We start from the raw sequence: 18,788 nt of genomic DNA on the forward strand, positions 1-18,788 counted from the left end.
GGTGCCGCCGCCTACGCTGTGTCGATGGTCGACAGGCGTCAGGTGCTGAACTTCCGCGTCCGGGCTCAACAACTCGACCGAGTGCAGGGCTCGCTCGCCGACACCGCCGTGCTTGACATCGGCGTGCAGGACACCGGTCCCGACGGCGGCCGGTGGGCACTCGCCACGCGCGGCGTGGCCCCGCTGACCGGCGACGACCTGGTCCTGCTCTGGACCGTACGCGGCGCCCCGCACCTCTACCGCCGTACCGACGTGGGCGCAGTGGCCGCCGCGGTCGAGCCGTTCTCCGACGTCGACGCGGGCAAGCGCATCTACGACGCGGCGAAGCCGTTGAAGGCGGCCGGCATCGGCATCGTCGCCGCGCTCGACGAGGTGGCCGCGCGGATGCGGAAGATCGTCCGTGAGCCGACGGTCAAGGGCGAGGTCTCCGGGCGGCTCGCCGACGTGATGCCCGAGCCCTACCTGCGGTTCTGCCGGCCGTGCAACGCGACCCACCTCTACGAGATGCCGTTCCGGCTGGCCGCCGTGCGGGCCGGGTTGGAGCTGCGGCTCGACACGTCACCGCCGATCCTGGAACGCATCCCCGGGTTCCGTCCGGCCGCCGCGCCCGGCGACCGGTTCGACCTCGTCCGCGCCTACCTGCGGCTACTCGGCCCGGCAACCCCGAAGCACGTGGCCGACTACCTCGACGCCCCGGTCAAGGAGGTCAAGGCCCGCTGGCCGCACGACGCGGTCGAGGTGAGCGTCGACGGCGAGACGCGCTGGCTGCTCGCGGCCGACGAGGCGGCGCTGGCGTCGGCGGACGCCACGACGACCCGCCTGCTCGGCCCGTTCGACCTGTTCCTCCAGGCGAAGGACCGGGCGACGCTGGTGCCGGACGCGGCCCGCGCGAAGGAGCTGTGGCCGGTGCTGGGCCGCCCCGGCGCCGTGCTGGCCGACGGCGACCTGGCCGGCACCTGGCGCCCGCGAAAGTCCGGCCGCTCCTTCACGGTCGCGGTTCAGCCGTGGCGCAAGCTTCCGGGCAGCGCACGCGACGCGGTCGTCGTGGAGGCCGAGCGCCTCGCCGCGTACCGGGGTGTGCCGCTGGCCGGCGTCGACTTCGCCGGCTGACCACGCCGCCCGGGCGCTCGTCACGTTCGCGTCGGTGACCGACGCCCGCCTGATCGACGCCTCCGCCCCGCCCGCGCAGGTGACCGACGCCTCCGCCCCGCCCGCGCAGGTGGCCGACGCCGTCGCCGCGCATGTGCTCGCCGAAACTCGCTGTCGGGCCGCCGCGCGCACTGGTAGACAGCCTGAGTGACCGAGCCCCTGACGTTTACCGATCGGCTGCGGCTGATCGACGACCGGTCGGCCGCGTTCCGGGATACGGTCGCCGCCGCGCCGGACCTCGACGCGCCGGTGCCGACCTGTCCCGAGTGGACGCTGTTCGACCTCGCCCGGCACATCGGCGAGGCACGCCGCTCGTGGGCGGCCACGGTCGCCGCCGGTCCCGGGGCGTCCGGGCGGGCTGCGCCCGGCGGTCCGGGCGCACCCCGGGAGCGTACGGCGCTGCGGGACTGGCTGGCCGAGTCGACCGAGCAGTTGCTGGTCGCGCTGCGCGACGCCGGACCCGATCGTGGCTGCTGGACGTGGTGGGACACGTCGCAGTCGCCGCAGACCTGCGGCGCCGTCGCCCGGCACCAGCTCCAGGAGATCACTGTGCACACCTACGACGCCCAGCTCACGGTGGGCGCGCCGCAGCCGATGCCGGTCGAGGTGGCCCTCGACGGCGTGGAGGACTTCCTGTTCACCTGCTGCGCGACCACTGTGCCGTGGCCGTACGAGCCCGCCGTCCTCGACTACCACGTCACCGAGGGCGGATCGTGGCGCACGCGGCTCTCTCCCGAGGGCGCACGGGTCACCCGTCTGCCCGCCGGAGCCGGGGCGGAGCCGGCCGACACCGCCGCCCGTTCCACCGCCGGTGACCTGGTCCTGGCCTCCTACGGCCGGATACCGCTGGACGCGCTCGCCGTCGAGGGCGACCGGCGCGTGCTCGACCGGATCGCGGCGTGGGATCCGGACGCGTAGGACGGCGGCCTGATCGTGGGAGGATGCCCGGTATGCCGGATCGTGCGTTGAGCTTCGGAGCGGCAGCGCAGGCGTACGAGCGGTTCCGGCCCGGCTATCCGGAGGAACTGGCCGACCTGGTGCTGGCGTACGCGGGCCGGCCCGTCCGGACCGCTCTGGAGATCGGCGCCGGGACCGGCAAGGCGACCCGGCTGTTCGCCCGGCGCGGCGTCGCGGTCACCGCCACCGACCCGGACGCCGCGATGCTCGCCGAACTGCGGCGACACGTCCCGGCCGAGGTGCGGGTCCGGCAGGCCGCGTTCGAGCAGTTGCGCGCCGGCGAGCGCCACGACCTGGTGTACGCGGCGGCGGCGCTGCACTGGACCGACCCGGACCGGCGGTGGGAGCGGATCGCCGGGCTGCTCGCGTCCGGTGGGGTGTTCGCGTCGTTCGGCGGGCCGTTGCGGCTGGCCGACCCGGCGCTGCGCGACGCGGTGGCCGCGGCCCGGTCCGAGTTCCTCGCCGACGACGAGATCCCGTCGCCGGACGGGACGCCACCGGAGGCCGGCATGCAGTGGCCCGGCACCGAGCTGCGCGCGTCCGAGTGGTTCACCGACGTGCGCCAGTCGGAGATCGCGCGGCGGATCACGATGAGCGCCGACGACTACGTCGGTCTCCTGTCGACCGTCTCGGCCTATCTCGAACTGCCGCCGCCGGTACGTGAGCAGGTGTTCCGCCGGGTCCGGGACGTGCTGCCCGGCACGGTCGAGGTCACCTCGGACGTCACGGTCCACCTGGCGCGGCGGACGTCGCAGCCCTGATCACCCGGGCCAGGCGGGCCGCCAGACCGGTCCGGGCAGCGGCGGCAGGCCCGCGAAGTGACGGATCACCGGCCGCAGCCCCGGGTGCGGGCCGGTCCGGGGCAGCATGAGGTTGATCGGGTACGCGAGCACCGGACCCGTGATCGGGATGCGGCGCAGGTCGTGGCCGGCGGGCCAGAGGTAGCGGTCCCGGGCGCCGACGAGCGTCGCCACGTCCGCGGAATTCGCGAGCTCGTCGAGGAGCACCTCGGTGCCGAAGTTCGGCCCGGTCGCGTCCACCCACAGGTCGAAGGCGTCGGCGAGTTGCTCGTAGAACTCGCCCCACTCGCTGCCGGGCACGATGCCCGGCACCCGCAGCCGGTGTCCGCGCAGCTCGGACGGTGTGAGCGTGGGCGCGGACGCGAGCGGGTGCCGGGGTCCGGCGAGCAGTTGCAGCGGCGAGTCGAAGGCGCGGACCATCCGTACCTCGGGCGGCAGCGCGGCCGGGTCGGTGACGGTGCGGAACGCGGCGTCGATCTCGCCGGCCCGGACCGCGGCGGCGACCTGCCGGGGGTCGTCGACCCGCAGCGTCACCACGTCGAGGTCGACGCCCGGGTGGGCGCGCCAGTAGTCGTGCAGCAGGACGGCTTGCGCGCTGCGCAGGCCGAGCACGTCGATGCGCGGCGCCCGCGCGCCGGGCCGGACCGCGGCGACCGCGCGGTCCGCGCCGGCGACGACGCCCCGGGCGTGCGGGAGGAACGCCCGGCCGTCGTGTGTCAGCTCGACCCCCCGGGGTGTACGGGTGAACAGGCGCACCCCCAGCTCCCGCTCCAGCGCGGCGATCCGCTTCGACACGGCCTGCTGGGTGACGCCCAGCTCGTCGGCGGCGTGCCGGAACTGGCCGAGTTCGGCCGCCCGCACGAACGACCGCACCGCCTCGCTGTCCACCGGCCCACAGTAGGCGGGCCCAGCCGATGGTTGTGGCGCGCCGGGCGGCGGTTGTTTGCTCCGGCGTCCGCGCGGCCGGTCTGATGCGCGGGGCATCGGTGACGGGGGCGGCGTGCGGAAGCTGGGTTCGGATTTCGGCTTGTTGTGGTCGGCGTACGCGGTGAGCACGTACGGCACATGGCTGGCGTTCGGCGCGTTCCCGCTGATCGCGGTGCGGGTGCTGGACTCGTCGGCGTTCGCGGTGTCGCTCCTGGAGGCGGCCGGGCTGGCAGTGGCGGCGGTGCTGGCGGTCCCGCTCGGGCCGTGGGTGGCCTACCGGCGGAAGCTGCCGGTGATGATCGCGACGGATCTGGTCCGGTTCGCGGCGCTGGCGAGCGTGCCGGCCGCGTACGCGCTCGGGGTGCTGTCGTACGGCCAGTTGCTCGTCGTCGCGGTGGTCTGCGGGACGGCCGGCATCACGTTCACCGCCGCGTCCGGGGCGTACCTGAAGAGCCTGGTCCGGGGTGATCGGCTCCTGGCGGCGAACGGACGGTTCGAGGCGGCGAACTGGGCCGCGACGGCGGCCGGGCCGCCGCTCGGGGGCGCGCTCGTCGGGCTGCTCGGCCCGGTCGTCACCATCACCGCCGACGCCGTGAGCCACCTGCTGTCGGCGCTGGCGGTACGGCGGATCCGCAGCGGCGACACGGTGGCGCCCCGTGACCCGGCGGGCGCCTCCCGCGTCGCCGACCTGGGCGCAGGCTGGCGGTTCGTGCGCCGCGACCCGGTGCTGTGGCGGTTGTTCCTGAACTCGGTGCTGGTCGGTGGCCTGATCATGGCGACCGCGCCGCTGCTCGCCGTGCTCCTGCTGGGTGGGTACCGGGTGGCGGCGTGGCAGTACGGGCTGGTCTTCGGCGTGTCCGCGCTCGGCGGCGTGCTCGGCGCGCGGCTGAGCCCGCGCCTGGTGCGGCGGTACGGACGGCACCGGGTGATGACGGTGTCCGGCTGGCTGCGGTCGACCGTCCCGCTCGGTCTCGCGTTCACCCATCCGGGGATCAGCGGACTGCTGACGGTGATCGCCGTCGAGTGGGTGCTCATCACGTGCATGGGCGTGTTCAACCCGATCTACGCGACCGAGCGCCTGCGCCGGACCCCGCAGGCGCACACCGCACAGGTTCTGACCGCGTGGAGCGTCACCGGCCGGCTCACCCAGGCCGCGCTGATGACCGTGTGGGGCGTCCTCGCCACGGTCGTCGGCCCGCTCGCCGCGATCACCGTGTCCGGGGTGCTGCTGCTCGGCACTCCGCTGCTGCTGCCGACGCGCCGGCACACGCGCGACCCGGAGCCCGCACGCCCGGCCGTTGCGGTCTCGTAGGACCGGCGGCCCGGACGGTCAGGACGCCAGGTAGGCGGTCAGCCGGTCGGCGAGCAGACCCGGGTGACTGAGCGCCACCGCGTGGCCGCCGTCGATCTCGTCCGGAACCACGCCGAGCCGGTCGGCGGCCACCCGGCGTTGAAAGTCGGCGGGGAAGAACTGGTCGTCGCGGCCGATGAGCACCGCCGTCGGCACGGCCGGCCAGGTGGCCAGCGGCCACGGCTCGTCCCACTCCGCGCTGACCTGCTCCCGGCCGTGCGCCGGCGCCCGGGCGACGATCTCGGCCGGCACGCCGTTGTAGAACTGCTGCTCCTCGCTGAGCCCTTCCGGCTCGCGGTAGCCGGTGTTGCCCCACCACTCCCCCGGCCTCTCACCGGGCCGCGGGATCATCGGGGTGAGCAGGACCAGCAGCCGCACCGGCAACCGGTCGGCGACAAGCGGTGCGGTGAACGCGCCGTACGAGTGCCCGACCACCACGAGGTCGTCGCGGCCGCCGACGGCGTCGACCACCGTCCGGCGGAAGTCGGCGAACCGCGCCGACCGGTCACCGATGGGCAGCTCCGGCACCACCGCATCGTGGCCCCGGGCGGCCAGCTCGGGAACCACCAGATGCCAATCCCACGCGCTGCCTCCGCCGCCGTGTATGAGTACGAACGTCGTCATGCCCGGACCCTCCCACACCGGTACGACATGCAGTGGCCGTCAGTGCGGACACGCCCGGGGCACCCGGGCGGCCCGCAGCTCGTCGCGGAACGCCTCGATGCGGGTGACGACCTGACGCCGCCCGATCGTGTTCTCGATCCGGTCGAGGTAGAGGCAGCGGGCGGCGAGCCGGGGCGGGCCGGTGCCCCGAGACCGCCCGGTCGAGGCGCGGCCCGGGGCCGAGGGCCGCTCGCTCAGACCGGGCGGCCGAACGTGACCGCCTCCCGGACGAGCCGTGGCGCCTTCTCCGCCAGTTGCGCGTCCGGCCGCGCGCCGAGCGCGTCGTTCACTGTGGAGAAGGCCAGCCGGAACGCGATCAGCGTGGTCGCCTCGAAGATCTCCCGGTCGCTCAGGCCGGCCTCGCGCAGGCGTCGCGTGTCGGCCTCGGTGGTGGCGTTCGGGTCCGTCACGACCCGGCGGGACCAGTCCGCGAGCGCCGTCTCACGCTCCGACAGGTCCGCCTCGTCGCCGCTCAGCACCGCGGCGGCTGTCTCCTCGTCGCTCATCCCGGCCAGCCGCGCGCCCCAGGCCAGCGAGCAGTACGAGTCGCCCCGCGCGGCGGCCGTGGCGGCGACCAGCACCGCCACCTCACGCGAGGACAGCGTGGACTCGGACAGCAGCTCGGTGCGGGTGTTCTGGAACGACATCAGCACGTCGGGTCGCCAGCACCAGACGCGGGTGAGGTTGTTGACGTAGCCGTCGGAGGCGAGGTCGTCCTCGTAGGCGGCTTTCGCCGCCGGGCTCTGCGGCGGTTCGGGAAGGAAGGCGGCATTCATGCGGGCAGTCTGCGCCACCCGGGCGCCCCCCACAGGCTGATCAACGACAGTACGATCCGCGAATGATCCGGGCGGTCTTCTTCGACGTGGGCGGGACGATCCTCGACGAGACGCGCGAGTTCGCGACCTGGGCGGACTGGCTCGGCGTGCCCCGGCACACGTTCTCCGCGGTCTTCGGCGCGGTGATCGCCCGCGGGCTGGACTACCAGGAGGTGTTCCGGGCGTTCCGGCCGGACTTCGACCTCACCGCCGAACTCGCGCGCCGGGTCGCGGCCGGCGACCCGGAGTCGTTCGGCGCCGACGACCTCTACCCGGACGCGCGGGCGTGCCTGGCCGCCCTGCGGGAGCAGGGATTGCGCGTCGGCCTGGCCGGCAACCAGCCGGAGCACGCCGAGGCGACGCTGCGGGCGCTGGACCTGGCGGTGGACGTGATCGGCACGTCGGCGGCCTGGGGCGTGGCAAAACCGGCGCCGGAGTTCTTCGACCGGGTCGTCCGTGAGGGCGGCGGCGACGCGTCGGCGATCCTGTACGTCGGCGACCGGCCGGACAACGACGCCGCCCCGGCGATGGCCGCCGGCATGACCGCGTGCCTGATCCGGCGCGGACCGTGGGGCCACATCCTCGACATGCCGGACGTCGCCGAACGGTGCCTGTTCCGCATCGACTCGCTGGACGAGCTGCCGGCTCTGGTCGCGCGGCACAACGCGGCGGGCGGCTAGGCCGGTCGCGGACGTCGTGACCGCACCGGCCGGCGCCGGGCGTTGTGCCGGGCCGCCCGGTCGCCCTAGCCTCGTCGTCGAAGGCATCGACGGCGATCGGGGGACGCCATCAGCGACGACGACACCGGGCGCGGCGGCCTGCGCAGGTTCGCCGCGAACGTGATGACGAACGTCCTCGCGAACCTCATCGCGGCGGCGATCATCTACGTGCTCGCCGCGGCCGCCGGGCTGCTCCCGCGCGACCCCGCGCTGATCCTCGCGGCGCTGCTCCTCGTCAGCGTCGCCGCTGCCATGGTTCTGCTCGTCCTCATAACCACGAACGCCTTCGCCGACAAGGCGGACATCCTCGGCGGGTGGATGGCGATCGCCCTCGGTGCGCCGATCCTGACCTCGGCCGTGACGTACGCGTTCCGTGAGCGCGATCCGGCGGCGGGGATCGTGGGCGGGCTGATCGGCGCGGGGCTCGCCGGCGCAGGCGTGGCGATGCTGGTGGCCGGACGGCGGATTCGGCGGGCGGCCGACCCGTCGCCCGACGGCGGCCGGCGGGCGGCTGAGCCGCGCGCCCGGCCTTAGCGTCGTACCCCTGGCATAGCCTTCCGGCCATGGCGAGCGACGAGCTGGACGAGCTGATCGTGCCCGACGCGGACGCGCTGCGCGCGTGGCTGTCCGCCAACCACGACACGTCGCCCGGTGTCTGGCTCGCGCTGGGCCGTAAGGGCGGCACGATCACCACGCTGACCTGGCAGCAGGCGGTCGACGAGGCGCTGTGCTTCGGCTGGATCGACGGGCAGGGCCGCAAGCGCGACCACGAGAGCTCCTGGATCCGGTACACCCCGCGCCGGGCGCGCAGCTCCTGGTCGCAACGCAACGTCGCGCACGTGGCCCGGCTGGAGTCGGAGGGCCGGATGACGCCGGCGGGCCGGGCCGCGGTGGAGGCCGCGAAGGCGGACGGCCGGTGGGCGGCGGCCTACGCACCGCCGTCGGAGGCCGAGGTGCCCGCCGACCTGCTCGCCGCCATCGCGGCCGAGCCCGCTGCCCAGGCCATGTTCGACGTTCTCACCAGTGCCAACAGGTTCACGCTCATCCACCGGCTCAACGCGGTCAAGCGCGCGGAGACCCGGGAGCGGAAGATCCGCGAGTTCGTCGCCATGCTGGCCCGCCACGAGACGATCCACCCGCAGAAGGCGAAGCCCTCGACCACGCCGTGACGTCGCGGGCGCCCCCGCCACGTCTCACGAGTTGTCGAGGACGAACGCGCGCATGAGCGCGGCGCACTCGGCCGCGTGCGTCTCCAGCAGCAGGTGGCCGCCGTCGTAGATGTGCGCGTCCATCCGGTCGAGCGCGCGGTGGTACGCGAGCACCTCGTCCACGTCGAAGTACGCGTCGTGCCGGCCCCACAGCACGAGCGCCGGTGGCTGGTGGGCGCTGTGGTACCCGGCGATCTCGCCGAACCGGGCGACGTGGGCGGCGTAGTCGGTGAACAGCGCGAACTGCGCCTCGACGTTGCCGGGCCGGGTCATCCGTTCCCAGTCCAGGTGCCACGCCTCGGGCGCCTGCAACGGGCGTACGTGGTCGGGCAGCCCGGCGAGGTACTGGTCCCGGGTGCCGTCGAAGGTCAGCCAGTCCGGCAGCGCGGCGCGCGTGGCCTCGCCCAGGTCGGCCCAGTACGCCCGCGCGGTGTCCCACTGCGCGCCGAGCCCGTCGGCGTGCGCGTTGCCGCTCTGCACGATCAGGCCACGGATCCGTCCCGGGGCGCGGGTGGCCAGGTGGTATCCGACCGGCGCGCCGAAGTCGTGCAGGTAGACGAAGAAGCGGTCCACGTCGAGCCGTCCGAGGAGGCGCTCGACCGTCCACGACAGGTTCTCGAACGTGTAGTCGTACTCGGCGACTGTGGGCGACGAGGACATGCCGAAGCCGGGCAGGTCGGGCGCGAGCACGTACGCGACCTCGGCGAGTGTGGGCATGACCTCGCGGAACGTGTGCGACGAGCTGGGGAAACCGTGCAGCAGCAGCACCGCCGGGTCGCCGGGGCGGCCGGCCTCGCGGAAGAACACCTCCAGACCGTCGACGTCGGCGTGCCGGTGGCGGATCTTCTGACTGGCGTGCATCACCTCATCCTGGCCGCCCGGCCGCGCCCGTACTGCCGAATCGCCGCGGCCCGGGACCATGACCGGCGGCTGAACAGGGGTGAGCCGGGCGTACGCTCGAACGAGCCGACGGTGGGAGGTCGCCCGCGATGCCCGTCCAGTAGGAGGCCGGCTGGCCCGCGAGTTCGGCGTCGGACAGGTTCGGCGTCGTCATGGTGGTCTACCTCCGGCAGTGGTCGGGTGCCCACGACGCCAGGACCTCAACCACACTTCAGATCAAGGCGCGAGGGGCATCGCGTTCCGGCCGGTCCCGGCATGATGAGCCGATGCGGGTAGCGATGGCGACCGACGCGGGGCATCCGGGCCGGGCCAATGAGGACTTCGCCGGCGCCGTACCGTGCGGCATGGTCCTGGTCGACGGCGCGGGCGGCATCGCCGGCGCGGACGAGGTCTGCCACCACGGCATCGCCTGGTACGCGACCCGGCTCGGCGGCGCGCTGCTCGGTGCGCTGTCCCAGGATCGGAGCCTGCGCGACGTGCTGGCCGAGGGCATCGAGCACGTCACCGACGCGCACCGCGACACGTGCGACGTCGCCCATCCGATCAGTCCGTTCGCGGCGGTGGCGATGCTCCGGTTCTCCGGTGGGACCGTCGAGCACCTGGTCCTCGGCGACGCGGTCGCGCTGGTCGGCCGGGCCTCTGGTGAGCCCGTCGCCGCCCATGATCCGCGTGAGGTGGTGATCGCGCGGTCCTTCGAGGAGCGGCTGAAGGACGTGCCCGAGGGCGGCGACGAGTACCGGCGGCTGCTGATGGAGCTGCGGGCCCGGCGGAACAGTCCGGGCGGGTTCTGGGTCGCCAAGGACGACCCGCGGGTGGCCGGCGAGGCCGTCACCGGCGAGTGCCCGGCCGACGACGTCCGCGCGACGGCTCTGCTCAGCAACGGCTCGAGCCGCCTCGTGGACACCTTCGGCCTGACCGGCTGGCCGGGGCTGCTGCGCCTGCTGGAGACCGACGGTCCCGCCGAGGTCGTCCGCCGGGTGCGCGAGGCCGAGGCGCGCGAGGGCGTCGCCACCGACGACGCCACGATCGTCTGCCGGTACTGACCGGCGCGGCAACCCGCGTGCGCGGGTCCGCAGTCCTCGTGTTGACTGCGGCGATGGACCGTCAACGCCTGAGCAGCATCGCGCACTCGCACCACCCGATCGCGGCCCCGATCTCCGGTCTCAACCTCAACCGGCTGCTGCGCCGGGCGGGCCGGCGGCCGGCGGCCCGGATCCTCGATCTCGGCTGCGGCGAGGGCGCCTGGGCGTTGCAGGCCCTCGCGCACTACCCGGACGGGCACGCCGACGGCGTGGACCTCAGCCCGTACGCGCTCGAACGCGCCGCCGAGGCCGCCGCCGAGCGCGGCCTCGCCGACCGGCTCACGCTGCACGAGCGCGACGCCCGGTCGTACGTGCCGGACGGCGACTACGACCTGGTGCTCTGCGTCGGGTCGACGCACGCGTTCGGCGGCTTCGGTGGAGCGCTGGAGCTGGCCGGCCGGCACGTGAACCCCGACGGCATCCTGATGGTGGGTGAGGGATTCTGGCAGGTGCCGCCGACGCCGGACGCGCTGGCGGCGCTGGGCGCGAAACCGGACGACCACGCCGACCTCGCCGGTCTGGTCGACGCCGCCGGGCAGGCGGGCTGGGCCCCGGTGTACGCGCACGTCAGCGACACGGCCGAGTGGGACGACTACGAGTGGTCGTGGACCGGTTCGCTCACCGAGTGGGCGCTGGACAACCCCGGTCACCCGGACGCCGCCGGGGCGCTGACGGCCGCCCGCGAGCACCGTGACCAGTGGCTGCGCGGGTACCGGAACATGCTGGGCTTCGTGACGTTCGTGCTGCGCCGGATCTGAGAGTCGGAAGCCCCGGTACCGTGGACCCGCACGTCGTCGCGGGGCAGCGCTCCCGCCGTCCAGAACACGAGTCCGGTGGGTGGTCCTCGGTGCCGATGCAGATCCGTTTCGCCGTACCGGCCGATCCCGCCTATCCGGCCCGCGTGGCCGCCGCGCTGGCCGCCGCCCGGCTGCGCCGGTTCGGCTACATCGGCGCGGCCCTGGCCGCGATCGGGGTGATCGGGTGGGTCGCCTCGCAGGCGTCGGAGCGGGGTGGCCGCTTCGCGTCGCTGTGGACCGCGTTGATCGTGGCCGGCGTGCTGTCGATGCTGTACGCGCCGTGGGTGCGGTGGCGGGCCCGGCGCCGCTCCGGCGGCTACGCGGTCGAGGGCGGCTACGACATCGACGACCGCAACATCATGATGCGCAGCGGTTCGGAGTCCGGCGGCATCGCCTGGGACGGCGTCACGCGCGTCACCGAGACCCCTGACTTCTGGATCGTGTACGTCGGGCGGATGCCGGCCACGGTGATCCCCCGCTGGCTGATGTCCGCCGAGGACGCCGGGACGTTGCGCGCCTTCATGGCCGAGCGGCAACTACTCGGCGACCGTTGACCATGTATTGATCGGCTGTATATGTTGCCTCGGTGAGTGAGATGCGCGAGGCGACCTTCCTGATCCTGACCGCGCTGGCCGACGAGCCGCGCCACGGCTACGGGATCATCCAGGAGGTCGCCGGCCTGTCCGGCAGTCGCGTCAACCTGCTGCCGGGCACGCTCTACGCCGCCCTGGACCGGCTGGTGGCGCAGGGCCTCGTCGAACTCAGCCACGAAGAGGTGGTCGACGGCCGGCTGCGCCGCTACTACCGGCTGCGCGCCGACGGCCGGGCCGAACTGGCACGCCAGACCGAGCGGCTGCGGCAGCTCGCGTCCGCCGCCGAGACCCGGCTGCGCGCTCTGCGCCCTCGCCCCGCCTGACCCCCGCCGTCGCGGCACCGTAGGGAGAAACCCATGCACCGCTGGCTGCTGCTGGCCTACCCCCGTGACTATCGCCGCGCGCGCGGGGCCGAGATCCTGGAGACGGTACGGGACGTCGGTTCGGCCCACCGGCGTGGCCGGGTCGCGGCGAATCTCGTACGTCATGGTCTGCGCGCCCGGCTGGGACGGCCGGCGAGCCGTTCCGTGGTGGCCTGGGCTGCGGTCTTCGCGGTGGTCTGCGGTTTGTTCGCCGCGTCGTTCGGCACCTGGCTCGCGTGGCTCGGCTCCCGCCCGCTCGACCACCGGGACCTGGCCGCCGTGGTCGGGCAGCTCTACCCGGACCGGCAGGTCAGCCACCTCGACCAGGACGACCCGCCCGCCGTGTTCCTCATCTACGGCCACCCGCTCGGCGAGGATCTCCTGTCCGAGCTGCTGCTCGGCGACGGCGGCGAGTACGCGCTGGCCGAGCTGACCGCGTCGTTCGACCAGGCACCGGCCGGCGGCCTCACCGACCTGCGGCAGCGCCTGGACGCCGCCGGGTGGGAGCGGAGCGCGCCCGTCCACACCGACGCGTACGGCTGCGTCCCCGGCAGTCCGCAGTGCGACCCGGCGTCCATCCCCTCCGACATCACCGTGTACGCCGATCGCGGCGACCACATCCTCGCCGTGCAGATCAACGCCGAGGGCTCGATGAGCCTCGCCCTCAGCCGCGCCACCCCCGCCGCCGCCTACCTCGCCGGTCTGCTCGCCTTCGCGCTGGGCACGCTGGGCGGCTGGGTGCTGTTCGGCTGGGCCAGCCGCCGCACCGAGGGACGGCACCCGCTGGTGCAGGGCCCGGCGAAGGTCCTGTACGGCGTCGCGATGGTGTTCTGGGCCGCACCGATCCTGCTGAGCGCGCCGCTGATGCTCACGCACCACCTGAGCGAGCCGCATCCCCGCTGGCACGTGCCGTGGGAGTGGCTCGGCCAGCCCACCCTGTCGCTGCCGTTCCTGCTCGGCGCGGTCCTGCTGCTCCTCGCGCTGGGCCTGGCGGCGCTGCCGCACCGGCGCCCGGCGGGCCGTACGCTCGCCGGGGCACCAGACCCGGCGGTCTAGCGGCGTGCCGGGTCAGCTCGCCGGGCATCGCGTGCCGGGGGCGGGCACCGTCAGGTCGACGAGGTACCGGTCCACCACGGCGGTCGTGCAGTCGTTGCGCTGGTAGGTGCCGTGGCCCCAGCCCTCGTAGGTGACCAGGCGTCCGTGCCGGCCGAGTTGCCGGGCGACGTTCACCGCCCAGGCGTAGCCGGTACGGGGATCGTGCCGGGCGTTGAGCAGCAACAGCGGCGTGCGGGTGTGCACGTTCAGCTCGTGCGGCGGATTTCGGACCGGGGACGGCCGGCCCAGGCAGGTCTGCACGGCCAGCAGACCGGCGCCGTACCGGACGTCCGGGGCGGCGGCCCTGGCTTCCCGGACCAGGCCGGCGTACTCGGCGTAGTCGCGTACCTCGGCGGGCCAGTCCGCGCAGAACGCCGCGACCGAGATCGAGAGATTCACCTTCGGTGGCGGCGTACCGGCGTCCATGTCCCGCACGATCGCGGCGAGTTGCGGCCAGCGCGGGCCGGCGAGCATACCGAGCGCCACGGCGGTGACGTCGAAGGCGGTACGGGGGGCATATTCCCCACGGTCCGCGCGGGCCAGCACCCGCGCCCACACCGATCGCACGTCCCGTTCGTGGAGCACACAGTCCGCCGACCTGTCGCACCAGGACACGAACTCGTCGAACGCGTCCTGCAACGCGGCGGCCTGCGTCCGCACGAAGGACCGCACGTCGAGGCTGTGGTCGAACACGCCCTCCAGCACGACGGCCCGCACGTGGCCGGGGTACCGCTCGGCGTACTGCTGGCCCAGCAGGGTGCCGTACGAGCTGCCGTGGAAGGACAGCCGCCGCTCCCCCAGCGCACGCCGTAGCGCGTCGAGGTCACGGACGGTGCTGAGCGTGTCGGCGTGGTCGAACACCGGGCTGGTCGGGCGGCACCGGCTCCACAGCGCCCGGTTGTAGGCCACGGCGGCGTCGAAGTCGGCCTGGCCGGCCAGCGGGACGGGCGGCCTGCGCAACGCCGGATCCGGCGTGCAGACGGGCGCGGCGGTGCGGGCCACGGTACGCGGGTCGAAGCTGACCAGGTCGAACCGGTCCAGCAACTCGCCGCTGAACCGGTCGCCCCTGCGGATGCGTTCCACCCCCGAGTCGCCGGGCCCGCCCGGCCCGAACACCAGCGTGCCCACCCGCTGCTCCGGCAGGCGCGCGGACCGGCGTGCCACGGCGAGGTCGAACGCCGGGCCGTTCGGCCGGGCCCAGTCCACCGGCAGCCGGAGCCGGGCGCACCGCACGCGCTCATCCGGCGGGACGCCCGGCAGGTCGTCGGCGCACTCGCCCCAGACGAGCCGCTGCGACGGAAGACCGGCGCGCGCCGCGCCGGGCAGTCCCGCCAGGACGGTGAGCGCGGCCAGAGCGACGGCCATGGTACGTCGGAACACGGCACCTCCCGGTGTCTGGATGCTCATCGATTCTTCAGCGGCACCCCACCCGAGTCCCATACGGAAACGCCCCGATATACCCGTCGGGCCTTCCCCCGAGGCCGTCCCGAGTGTCGCATCGACGGAGGTGAATCAGCATCTGCCGGCCGGGCGCTCGCGGGGGCATCGGGCCGGGTGCTAGCGGTCTAGCATCGGGCGATGACCTCGTCCTTGGACCGCCTGCCGAAGATCAGCGCACCGGCCACGCGGGCGCTGACCGCCGCCGGCTACACCACGTTGCGCCAGCTCGCCGGAGTGCCGCGCGCGGAGCTGGCCCGCTTGCACGGCATGGGACCGAAGGCGCTGGGCGTCATCGAGGCCGCCCTCGACGAGCACGACCTGCGGCTGAGCTGACGCCCGGCAGCACGGCCAGGAACGGGGTGATCCCTGTGCCGCTCGGGCGGCTCCACCATCTGATCGTCGACTGCCCGGATCCGATGGCCGAGGCGCGGTTCTGGAGCGCGGTCCTCGGCGACCCGATCACGTACGCGGACGACGACTTCACCGTGGTGTCGGCGAGTACGGCGGCGTCCGGGCTGGCGTTCCAGCGCGCCCCCGGGCTGACGCCGTCGACGTGGCCGGATCCGGCCGTGCCGCAGCAGATGCACCTCGACGTGATGGTCGACGACCAGGACGCGGCGGGCGAGGCGGTGCTCGCCCTGGGCGCACGGCGGTTGCCGGGCGACCACGTGTACGCCGACCCGGCGGGCCACCCGTTCTGCCTGATCCGGCGCCCCACCTGGGCGTCGCCGGTGGGCGGGTCCGCGTGACGCCCCGAGATCGGGCGTCGAGGCTCCGCGCGCTTCACGCACCCCGGCGGCCCTTGGCACAGCTGGACCGCGAGCTGGCAGGGCAAGGACCTACGGCTGCTGCGAGGACTCCTGGTAGGAGATGAACTCCAGCAGGCTTCCGTCCGGGTCGCGGAAGTAGACGCTGGTCCCGGCGCCACCGGCGCCGACCCGCCGGACCGGTCCCGTCTCCACCTCGACGTCGTGCCGCCGCAGGTGCGCCACCGCCTCCTCGATCGGCCCCGCCCAGACGAAGCAGATGTCGCTGTTGCCCGGGCGGACCGGGACTCGGGCGACGTTGCCGCCGAGGTCGAGACCCGGCCCGTGCACGCTCAACTGGTGAGGGCCGATCCGGAAGGCGACGCGGTCGCCGCCGACGCCGATCACCTCGGCGCCGACGACGTCGCGATAGAAGTCGGTGGCGGCCCGCCAGTCGGACACGGCGATGACGACGTGGTCCAGTCCGGTCACGGGCGTCATGCGTCCACCCTATGAGCTCGGCGGTGTCCGCAGGTGCCGGCCGAAGAACCGGTTCGCGGACTCCCCCTCGAACCGCGGTACGCCCGTGTGCCCGCCCATGTTGGCGTGCAGCGTCTTCTCCGCCGAGCCGAAGGCGTCGAACAGGTCCAGCGCCATCTGCCGGTCGTTGCCCTCGTCGTCCCACTGCAACAGGACGTGCAGCGGGATGGTGACCCGCCGCGCCTCGGCGAACATCGCTCGCGGCACGAAGCTCCCGGCGAACAGGACCGCGGCCGCGATGCGCGGTTCGACCACCGCCAGCCGTACGCCGATCGAGATCACCCCGCCGGAGTAGCCGACCGGACCGCCGATCTCCGGCAGTGCGAGGAGGGCGTCCAGCGCGGCCCGCCACTCCGGGACCGCCTTCTCCACCAGCGGCAGGACGAGCCGGTCGACGATGTCGTCGGTGACCGGCTCGCCTGCCGCCAGTGCCCGCCGCAGGTCGGCGCGGGCCTGCTCGGCGGCGGCGGCGGACGCGGGCCGGTCCCCGCCGCCGGGCAGTTCGAGGGTGGCCGCCGCGAAACCCTGCGCCGTGCAGTCGCGGGCCCGGGCCACCAGCCGGGGGTACATCCGGCGCAGTCCGCCCGGGTGGCCGAGCAGGATCAGCGGGGCCGACGTGGGCGCGGATGCGGGCGTCCACAGGATGCCCGGGATCTCGCCGAGGGTGAACTCACGTTCGCGGACGCCGTCGGCGAGGCGCTGGTCGGAGACGAATCGCATGGTCGTGCCTTTCGGGAGTGCGACGGCGCTCCCGGACGACCTGTCGCCCGGCCGTGACCCCCGAGGGGAGCACCCATGTCGATACTGCGGTCACGGGTACCACCTCCCTCGTTCTCCGGCACGGCCATCGGCAAGTTAACAGCGCTCGCCGGGACCGCCAACCGGTTTTCGCCGCACCCGGCCATCCGACGCGCACCGAGGGGAAGCGACTCGTTCCCGAGTTCACGCAAGCGGGCCGGGCGTCGTTCCCGGTGCGGTTCGACGACTGCCGCGACCTGGGTAACGATCATGGAGGGCCTGGCTGCCGTCCGGGTGCCACGCCCACCCCGTCATCGCGTCGACTTCGGACCTGTCACCGGCCCGCCGCGCGGAGCATCGCCTCCGTCTCGGGGTCGGGCATGATCTCCCGGACCTCCTGGGCGCAGCGGCACGAGACGGCGATCTTGGCAGCCCACTTCAGCGCCTCGTCGCGTGAGGCCACGTCGAGGACCACGAAACCGCCGATGACCTCCTTGGTCTCCGGGAACGGCCCGTCGGTGACCGACCCGTCCGTACCGACGATGCTCGCCTGCTGGCGTTCGAGCCCGGTGCCGTACACGAACACGCCCGCGTTCACGGCCTCCTGGATGACCGCGTGCGCGTCCTTGCCCACCTCGGGGATCTCCTCGACGGGGATGTGGTCCATCGCGCCGTCGTTGAACGAGATCAGGTACCGCGGCATGCCATGACTCCCTTGTCCGGGCGGCCCGGTCAGGCCGCCTCTCACCCGTACTACGAACGAGCCGCCCGGTATCCGACGTCATGGACCCAGTGGGTCCAGTCGTTGTGCGACCGGCGCGGGGTGTCGGGTGAGGAGGGCGGTTCGCTGATCACCGAGAGGCGGAAACCCGCGCCGGTGAACGCCTTCGTCATCGCGTGCAACGGCCGGTGCCAGTAGGTGAGCGTGGCCCGCTGCCCGTCGAAGTGACGAAACCGTCGTAGTGGTCCGGCCTCATCGCACGTCCTCCTCAGGGATGGGCACGGCGGTGCCGGTCACCGCGATCCCGGCACCTTGTCCGGCGGGGATGCCGACGGTGAGCAGGCTCGGACGCCCCATGTCCTCGCCCTGCCGCACGGTCACGGTCGCGGGCGGCTGCACCAGGCCAAGCTCGCGCAGGTAGCCGCCGAACGCGGCGGCCGCCGCCCCCGTCGCGGCGTCCTCGACCACACCGCCGGGCGGGAACGGGTTACGCGCGTGGAACACCAGCGGGGACTCCCGGTGCACCAGGTCGATCGTCGTCCAGTCACGGTCGGCCATCAGCGCGCTCAGCGCCGCCATGTCGTAGTCCAGGTCCGCCAGGCGCTGCCGGGTCGCGGCGGCCACGATCGGATGCCAGGCCCCGGCGTACGCGACACGCGGCGGCAGCGTCGCGTCGAGATCGTCCGGCGACCAGCGCAGTGCGGCGAGCAGCACCGCGAGGTCCTCGGCGCTCAGGGGTTCGGTGCGCGGCGCGACGCTGGTCAGCGTGGCGGTGGTGGTGCCGTCGGCCTGCACGCTCGTGGCGACCTCGACCAGTCCGGCGCGGGTGTCCAGGTGCAGCACGCCGGGGCCGTGCCGCTCGGCGTACGCGACCGCCGACGCGATCGTCGCGTGGCCGCAGAACGGCACCTCCGCCTTCGGGCTGAAGTAGCGCACAGTGAACCGGCCGTCCCCGCCCGCGGGCACGAGGAACGCCGTCTCGGAATAGCCGACCTGCGCCGCCACCTGCTGCATCTCGGCGTCGCCCGCACCGGTGGCGTCCAGGACGACACCGGCCGGGTTGCCACCGGCGGGGTCGGCGGTGAACGCCGCGTATCGGAGAACGTCCATGATCATGAGCCTAGCGCCGGCCGTCCGGCTCGTGTGCCCCGTGACCGGCTCACGGCGACACGGGGCCCCGGAGCG

24 protein-coding genes are annotated in these 18,788 nt (G+C 73.9%); 15 read left to right on the top strand and 9 right to left on the bottom strand.

Annotated features, from left to right (window positions below; all coding sequences use genetic code 11):
* Positions 1-24: 24 nt before the first annotated feature.
* Genes ABD52_RS07225 through ABD52_RS07240 form a run of 4 tightly spaced genes read left to right on the top strand, consistent with a single transcriptional unit; the run spans position 25 to position 2,867 of the window.
* Positions 25-1,110 (top strand): winged helix DNA-binding domain-containing protein, encoded by a 1,086-nt coding sequence (locus ABD52_RS07225; RefSeq protein WP_047891295.1) that lies wholly within the window; start codon positions 25-27, stop codon positions 1,108-1,110.
* 34 nt (positions 1,111-1,144) lie between these two features.
* Positions 1,145-1,300 (top strand): hypothetical protein, encoded by a 156-nt coding sequence (locus ABD52_RS07230; protein WP_235437387.1) that lies wholly within the window; start codon positions 1,145-1,147, stop codon positions 1,298-1,300.
* Complete coding sequence (locus ABD52_RS07235; protein ID WP_047891268.1) at positions 1,297-2,067, top strand: maleylpyruvate isomerase N-terminal domain-containing protein; 771 nt, start codon at positions 1,297-1,299, stop codon at positions 2,065-2,067. The genes ABD52_RS07230 and ABD52_RS07235 overlap by 4 nt, the downstream gene beginning before the upstream one ends.
* Positions 2,068-2,099: 32 nt before the next feature.
* Positions 2,100-2,867, top strand: coding sequence for a trans-aconitate 2-methyltransferase (locus ABD52_RS07240; RefSeq protein WP_047891269.1), 768 nt, complete (start codon positions 2,100-2,102; stop codon positions 2,865-2,867).
* On the opposite strand, the gene ABD52_RS07245 is transcribed toward ABD52_RS07240, so the two are convergent.
* A complete protein-coding gene (locus tag ABD52_RS07245) occupies positions 2,868-3,794 on the bottom strand; it encodes a LysR family transcriptional regulator (RefSeq protein ID WP_235437388.1) in 927 nt (308 codons plus the stop codon). It abuts the gene before it with no gap.
* Positions 3,795-3,906: 112 nt separating this feature from the next.
* Here ABD52_RS07245 and ABD52_RS07250 point away from each other — a divergent pair, with 112 nt between their 5' ends.
* Positions 3,907-5,145: an MFS transporter gene (locus tag ABD52_RS07250; protein ID WP_047891270.1), complete on the top strand. Its 1,239-nt coding sequence runs from the start codon at positions 3,907-3,909 to the stop codon at positions 5,143-5,145.
* An 18-nt stretch (positions 5,146-5,163) separates the two neighbouring features.
* Here the strand turns inward: ABD52_RS07250 and ABD52_RS07255 are convergent, their stop codons facing one another.
* A complete protein-coding gene (locus ABD52_RS07255) occupies positions 5,164-5,808 on the bottom strand; it encodes an alpha/beta fold hydrolase (protein ID WP_013285915.1) in 645 nt (214 codons plus the stop codon).
* Between the two features lie 233 nt (positions 5,809-6,041).
* Entirely contained in the window at positions 6,042-6,623 is a 582-nt protein-coding gene (locus ABD52_RS07260) for a carboxymuconolactone decarboxylase family protein (protein ID WP_225319697.1), read from the bottom strand.
* Positions 6,624-6,685: 62 nt separating this feature from the next.
* Here ABD52_RS07260 and ABD52_RS07265 point away from each other — a divergent pair, with 62 nt between their 5' ends.
* The 3 genes from ABD52_RS07265 to ABD52_RS07275 all read left to right on the top strand — a co-directional run bounded on the left by ABD52_RS07265 (position 6,686) and on the right by ABD52_RS07275 (position 8,550).
* The gene (locus ABD52_RS07265; RefSeq protein ID WP_030269046.1) at positions 6,686-7,342 is read left to right on the top strand and encodes an HAD family hydrolase; all 657 of its coding nucleotides are present in this window, start codon (positions 6,686-6,688) and stop codon (positions 7,340-7,342) included.
* 162 nt (positions 7,343-7,504) lie between these two features.
* Complete coding sequence (locus tag ABD52_RS07270) at positions 7,505-7,915, top strand: hypothetical protein (RefSeq protein ID WP_047891271.1); 411 nt, start codon at positions 7,505-7,507, stop codon at positions 7,913-7,915.
* 29 nt (positions 7,916-7,944) lie between these two features.
* Positions 7,945-8,550, top strand: a complete 606-nt coding sequence (locus ABD52_RS07275) for a YdeI family protein (protein WP_013285911.1) — start codon at positions 7,945-7,947, stop codon at positions 8,548-8,550.
* 24 nt (positions 8,551-8,574) lie between these two features.
* On the opposite strand, the gene ABD52_RS07280 is transcribed toward ABD52_RS07275, so the two are convergent.
* On the bottom strand, positions 8,575-9,450 hold the full coding sequence (locus tag ABD52_RS07280; protein ID WP_047891272.1) for an alpha/beta fold hydrolase: 876 nt from the start codon (positions 9,448-9,450) through the stop codon (positions 8,575-8,577).
* Positions 9,451-9,755: 305 nt separating this feature from the next.
* Between ABD52_RS07280 and ABD52_RS07285 the strand changes: the two genes are divergently transcribed.
* From ABD52_RS07285 to ABD52_RS07305, 5 genes are all read left to right on the top strand, one after another.
* Positions 9,756-10,532, top strand: a complete 777-nt coding sequence (locus ABD52_RS07285; RefSeq protein ID WP_235437389.1) for a hypothetical protein — start codon at positions 9,756-9,758, stop codon at positions 10,530-10,532.
* Positions 10,533-10,585: 53 nt separating this feature from the next.
* Positions 10,586-11,329 carry a cyclopropane-fatty-acyl-phospholipid synthase family protein gene (locus ABD52_RS07290; RefSeq protein ID WP_013285908.1) on the top strand — a complete coding sequence of 248 codons (744 nt, stop codon included), beginning with the start codon at positions 10,586-10,588 and terminating at the stop codon, positions 11,327-11,329.
* Between the two features lie 95 nt (positions 11,330-11,424).
* Entirely contained in the window at positions 11,425-11,922 is a 498-nt protein-coding gene (locus tag ABD52_RS07295) for a YcxB family protein (protein ID WP_030269040.1), read from the top strand.
* Between the two features lie 41 nt (positions 11,923-11,963).
* A complete protein-coding gene (locus ABD52_RS07300) occupies positions 11,964-12,284 on the top strand; it encodes a PadR family transcriptional regulator (protein ID WP_047891274.1) in 321 nt (106 codons plus the stop codon).
* A 33-nt stretch (positions 12,285-12,317) separates the two neighbouring features.
* Positions 12,318-13,379, top strand: coding sequence for a hypothetical protein (locus tag ABD52_RS07305; RefSeq protein WP_047891275.1), 1,062 nt, complete (start codon positions 12,318-12,320; stop codon positions 13,377-13,379).
* Positions 13,380-13,391: 12 nt separating this feature from the next.
* On the opposite strand, the gene ABD52_RS07310 is transcribed toward ABD52_RS07305, so the two are convergent.
* Positions 13,392-14,798, bottom strand: a complete 1,407-nt coding sequence (locus ABD52_RS07310) for an alpha/beta hydrolase (protein WP_047891276.1) — start codon at positions 14,796-14,798, stop codon at positions 13,392-13,394.
* A gap of 198 nt (positions 14,799-14,996) precedes the next feature.
* Here ABD52_RS07310 and ABD52_RS07315 point away from each other — a divergent pair, with 198 nt between their 5' ends.
* Together ABD52_RS07315 and ABD52_RS07320 are read left to right on the top strand one after the other, a co-directional pair.
* Positions 14,997-15,191 carry a hypothetical protein gene (locus ABD52_RS07315; protein ID WP_013285903.1) on the top strand — a complete coding sequence of 65 codons (195 nt, stop codon included), beginning with the start codon at positions 14,997-14,999 and terminating at the stop codon, positions 15,189-15,191.
* A 26-nt stretch (positions 15,192-15,217) separates the two neighbouring features.
* Positions 15,218-15,607, top strand: a complete 390-nt coding sequence (locus ABD52_RS07320) for a VOC family protein (protein WP_013285902.1) — start codon at positions 15,218-15,220, stop codon at positions 15,605-15,607.
* Positions 15,608-15,697: 90 nt separating this feature from the next.
* Here ABD52_RS07320 and ABD52_RS07325 read toward each other — a convergent pair whose 3' ends face one another.
* The 4 genes from ABD52_RS07325 to ABD52_RS07340 all read right to left on the bottom strand — a co-directional run bounded on the left by ABD52_RS07325 (position 15,698) and on the right by ABD52_RS07340 (position 18,713).
* Positions 15,698-16,105 carry a VOC family protein gene (locus tag ABD52_RS07325; protein WP_047891277.1) on the bottom strand — a complete coding sequence of 136 codons (408 nt, stop codon included), beginning with the start codon at positions 16,103-16,105 and terminating at the stop codon, positions 15,698-15,700.
* 9 nt (positions 16,106-16,114) lie between these two features.
* Positions 16,115-16,864, bottom strand: a complete 750-nt coding sequence (locus tag ABD52_RS07330) for an alpha/beta hydrolase (protein ID WP_047891278.1) — start codon at positions 16,862-16,864, stop codon at positions 16,115-16,117.
* 352 nt (positions 16,865-17,216) lie between these two features.
* Positions 17,217-17,585 carry a YciI family protein gene (locus tag ABD52_RS07335; RefSeq protein ID WP_013477097.1) on the bottom strand — a complete coding sequence of 123 codons (369 nt, stop codon included), beginning with the start codon at positions 17,583-17,585 and terminating at the stop codon, positions 17,217-17,219.
* A gap of 270 nt (positions 17,586-17,855) precedes the next feature.
* Positions 17,856-18,713 (bottom strand): PhzF family phenazine biosynthesis protein, encoded by an 858-nt coding sequence (locus ABD52_RS07340; RefSeq protein ID WP_047891298.1) that lies wholly within the window; start codon positions 18,711-18,713, stop codon positions 17,856-17,858.
* Positions 18,714-18,788 lie beyond the last annotated feature (75 nt).

The organism is Micromonospora sp. RV43 (genome assembly GCF_001029515.1).
In the GTDB taxonomy this organism is placed as follows: Bacteria; Actinomycetota; Actinomycetes; order Mycobacteriales; family Micromonosporaceae; genus Micromonospora; species Micromonospora aurantiaca.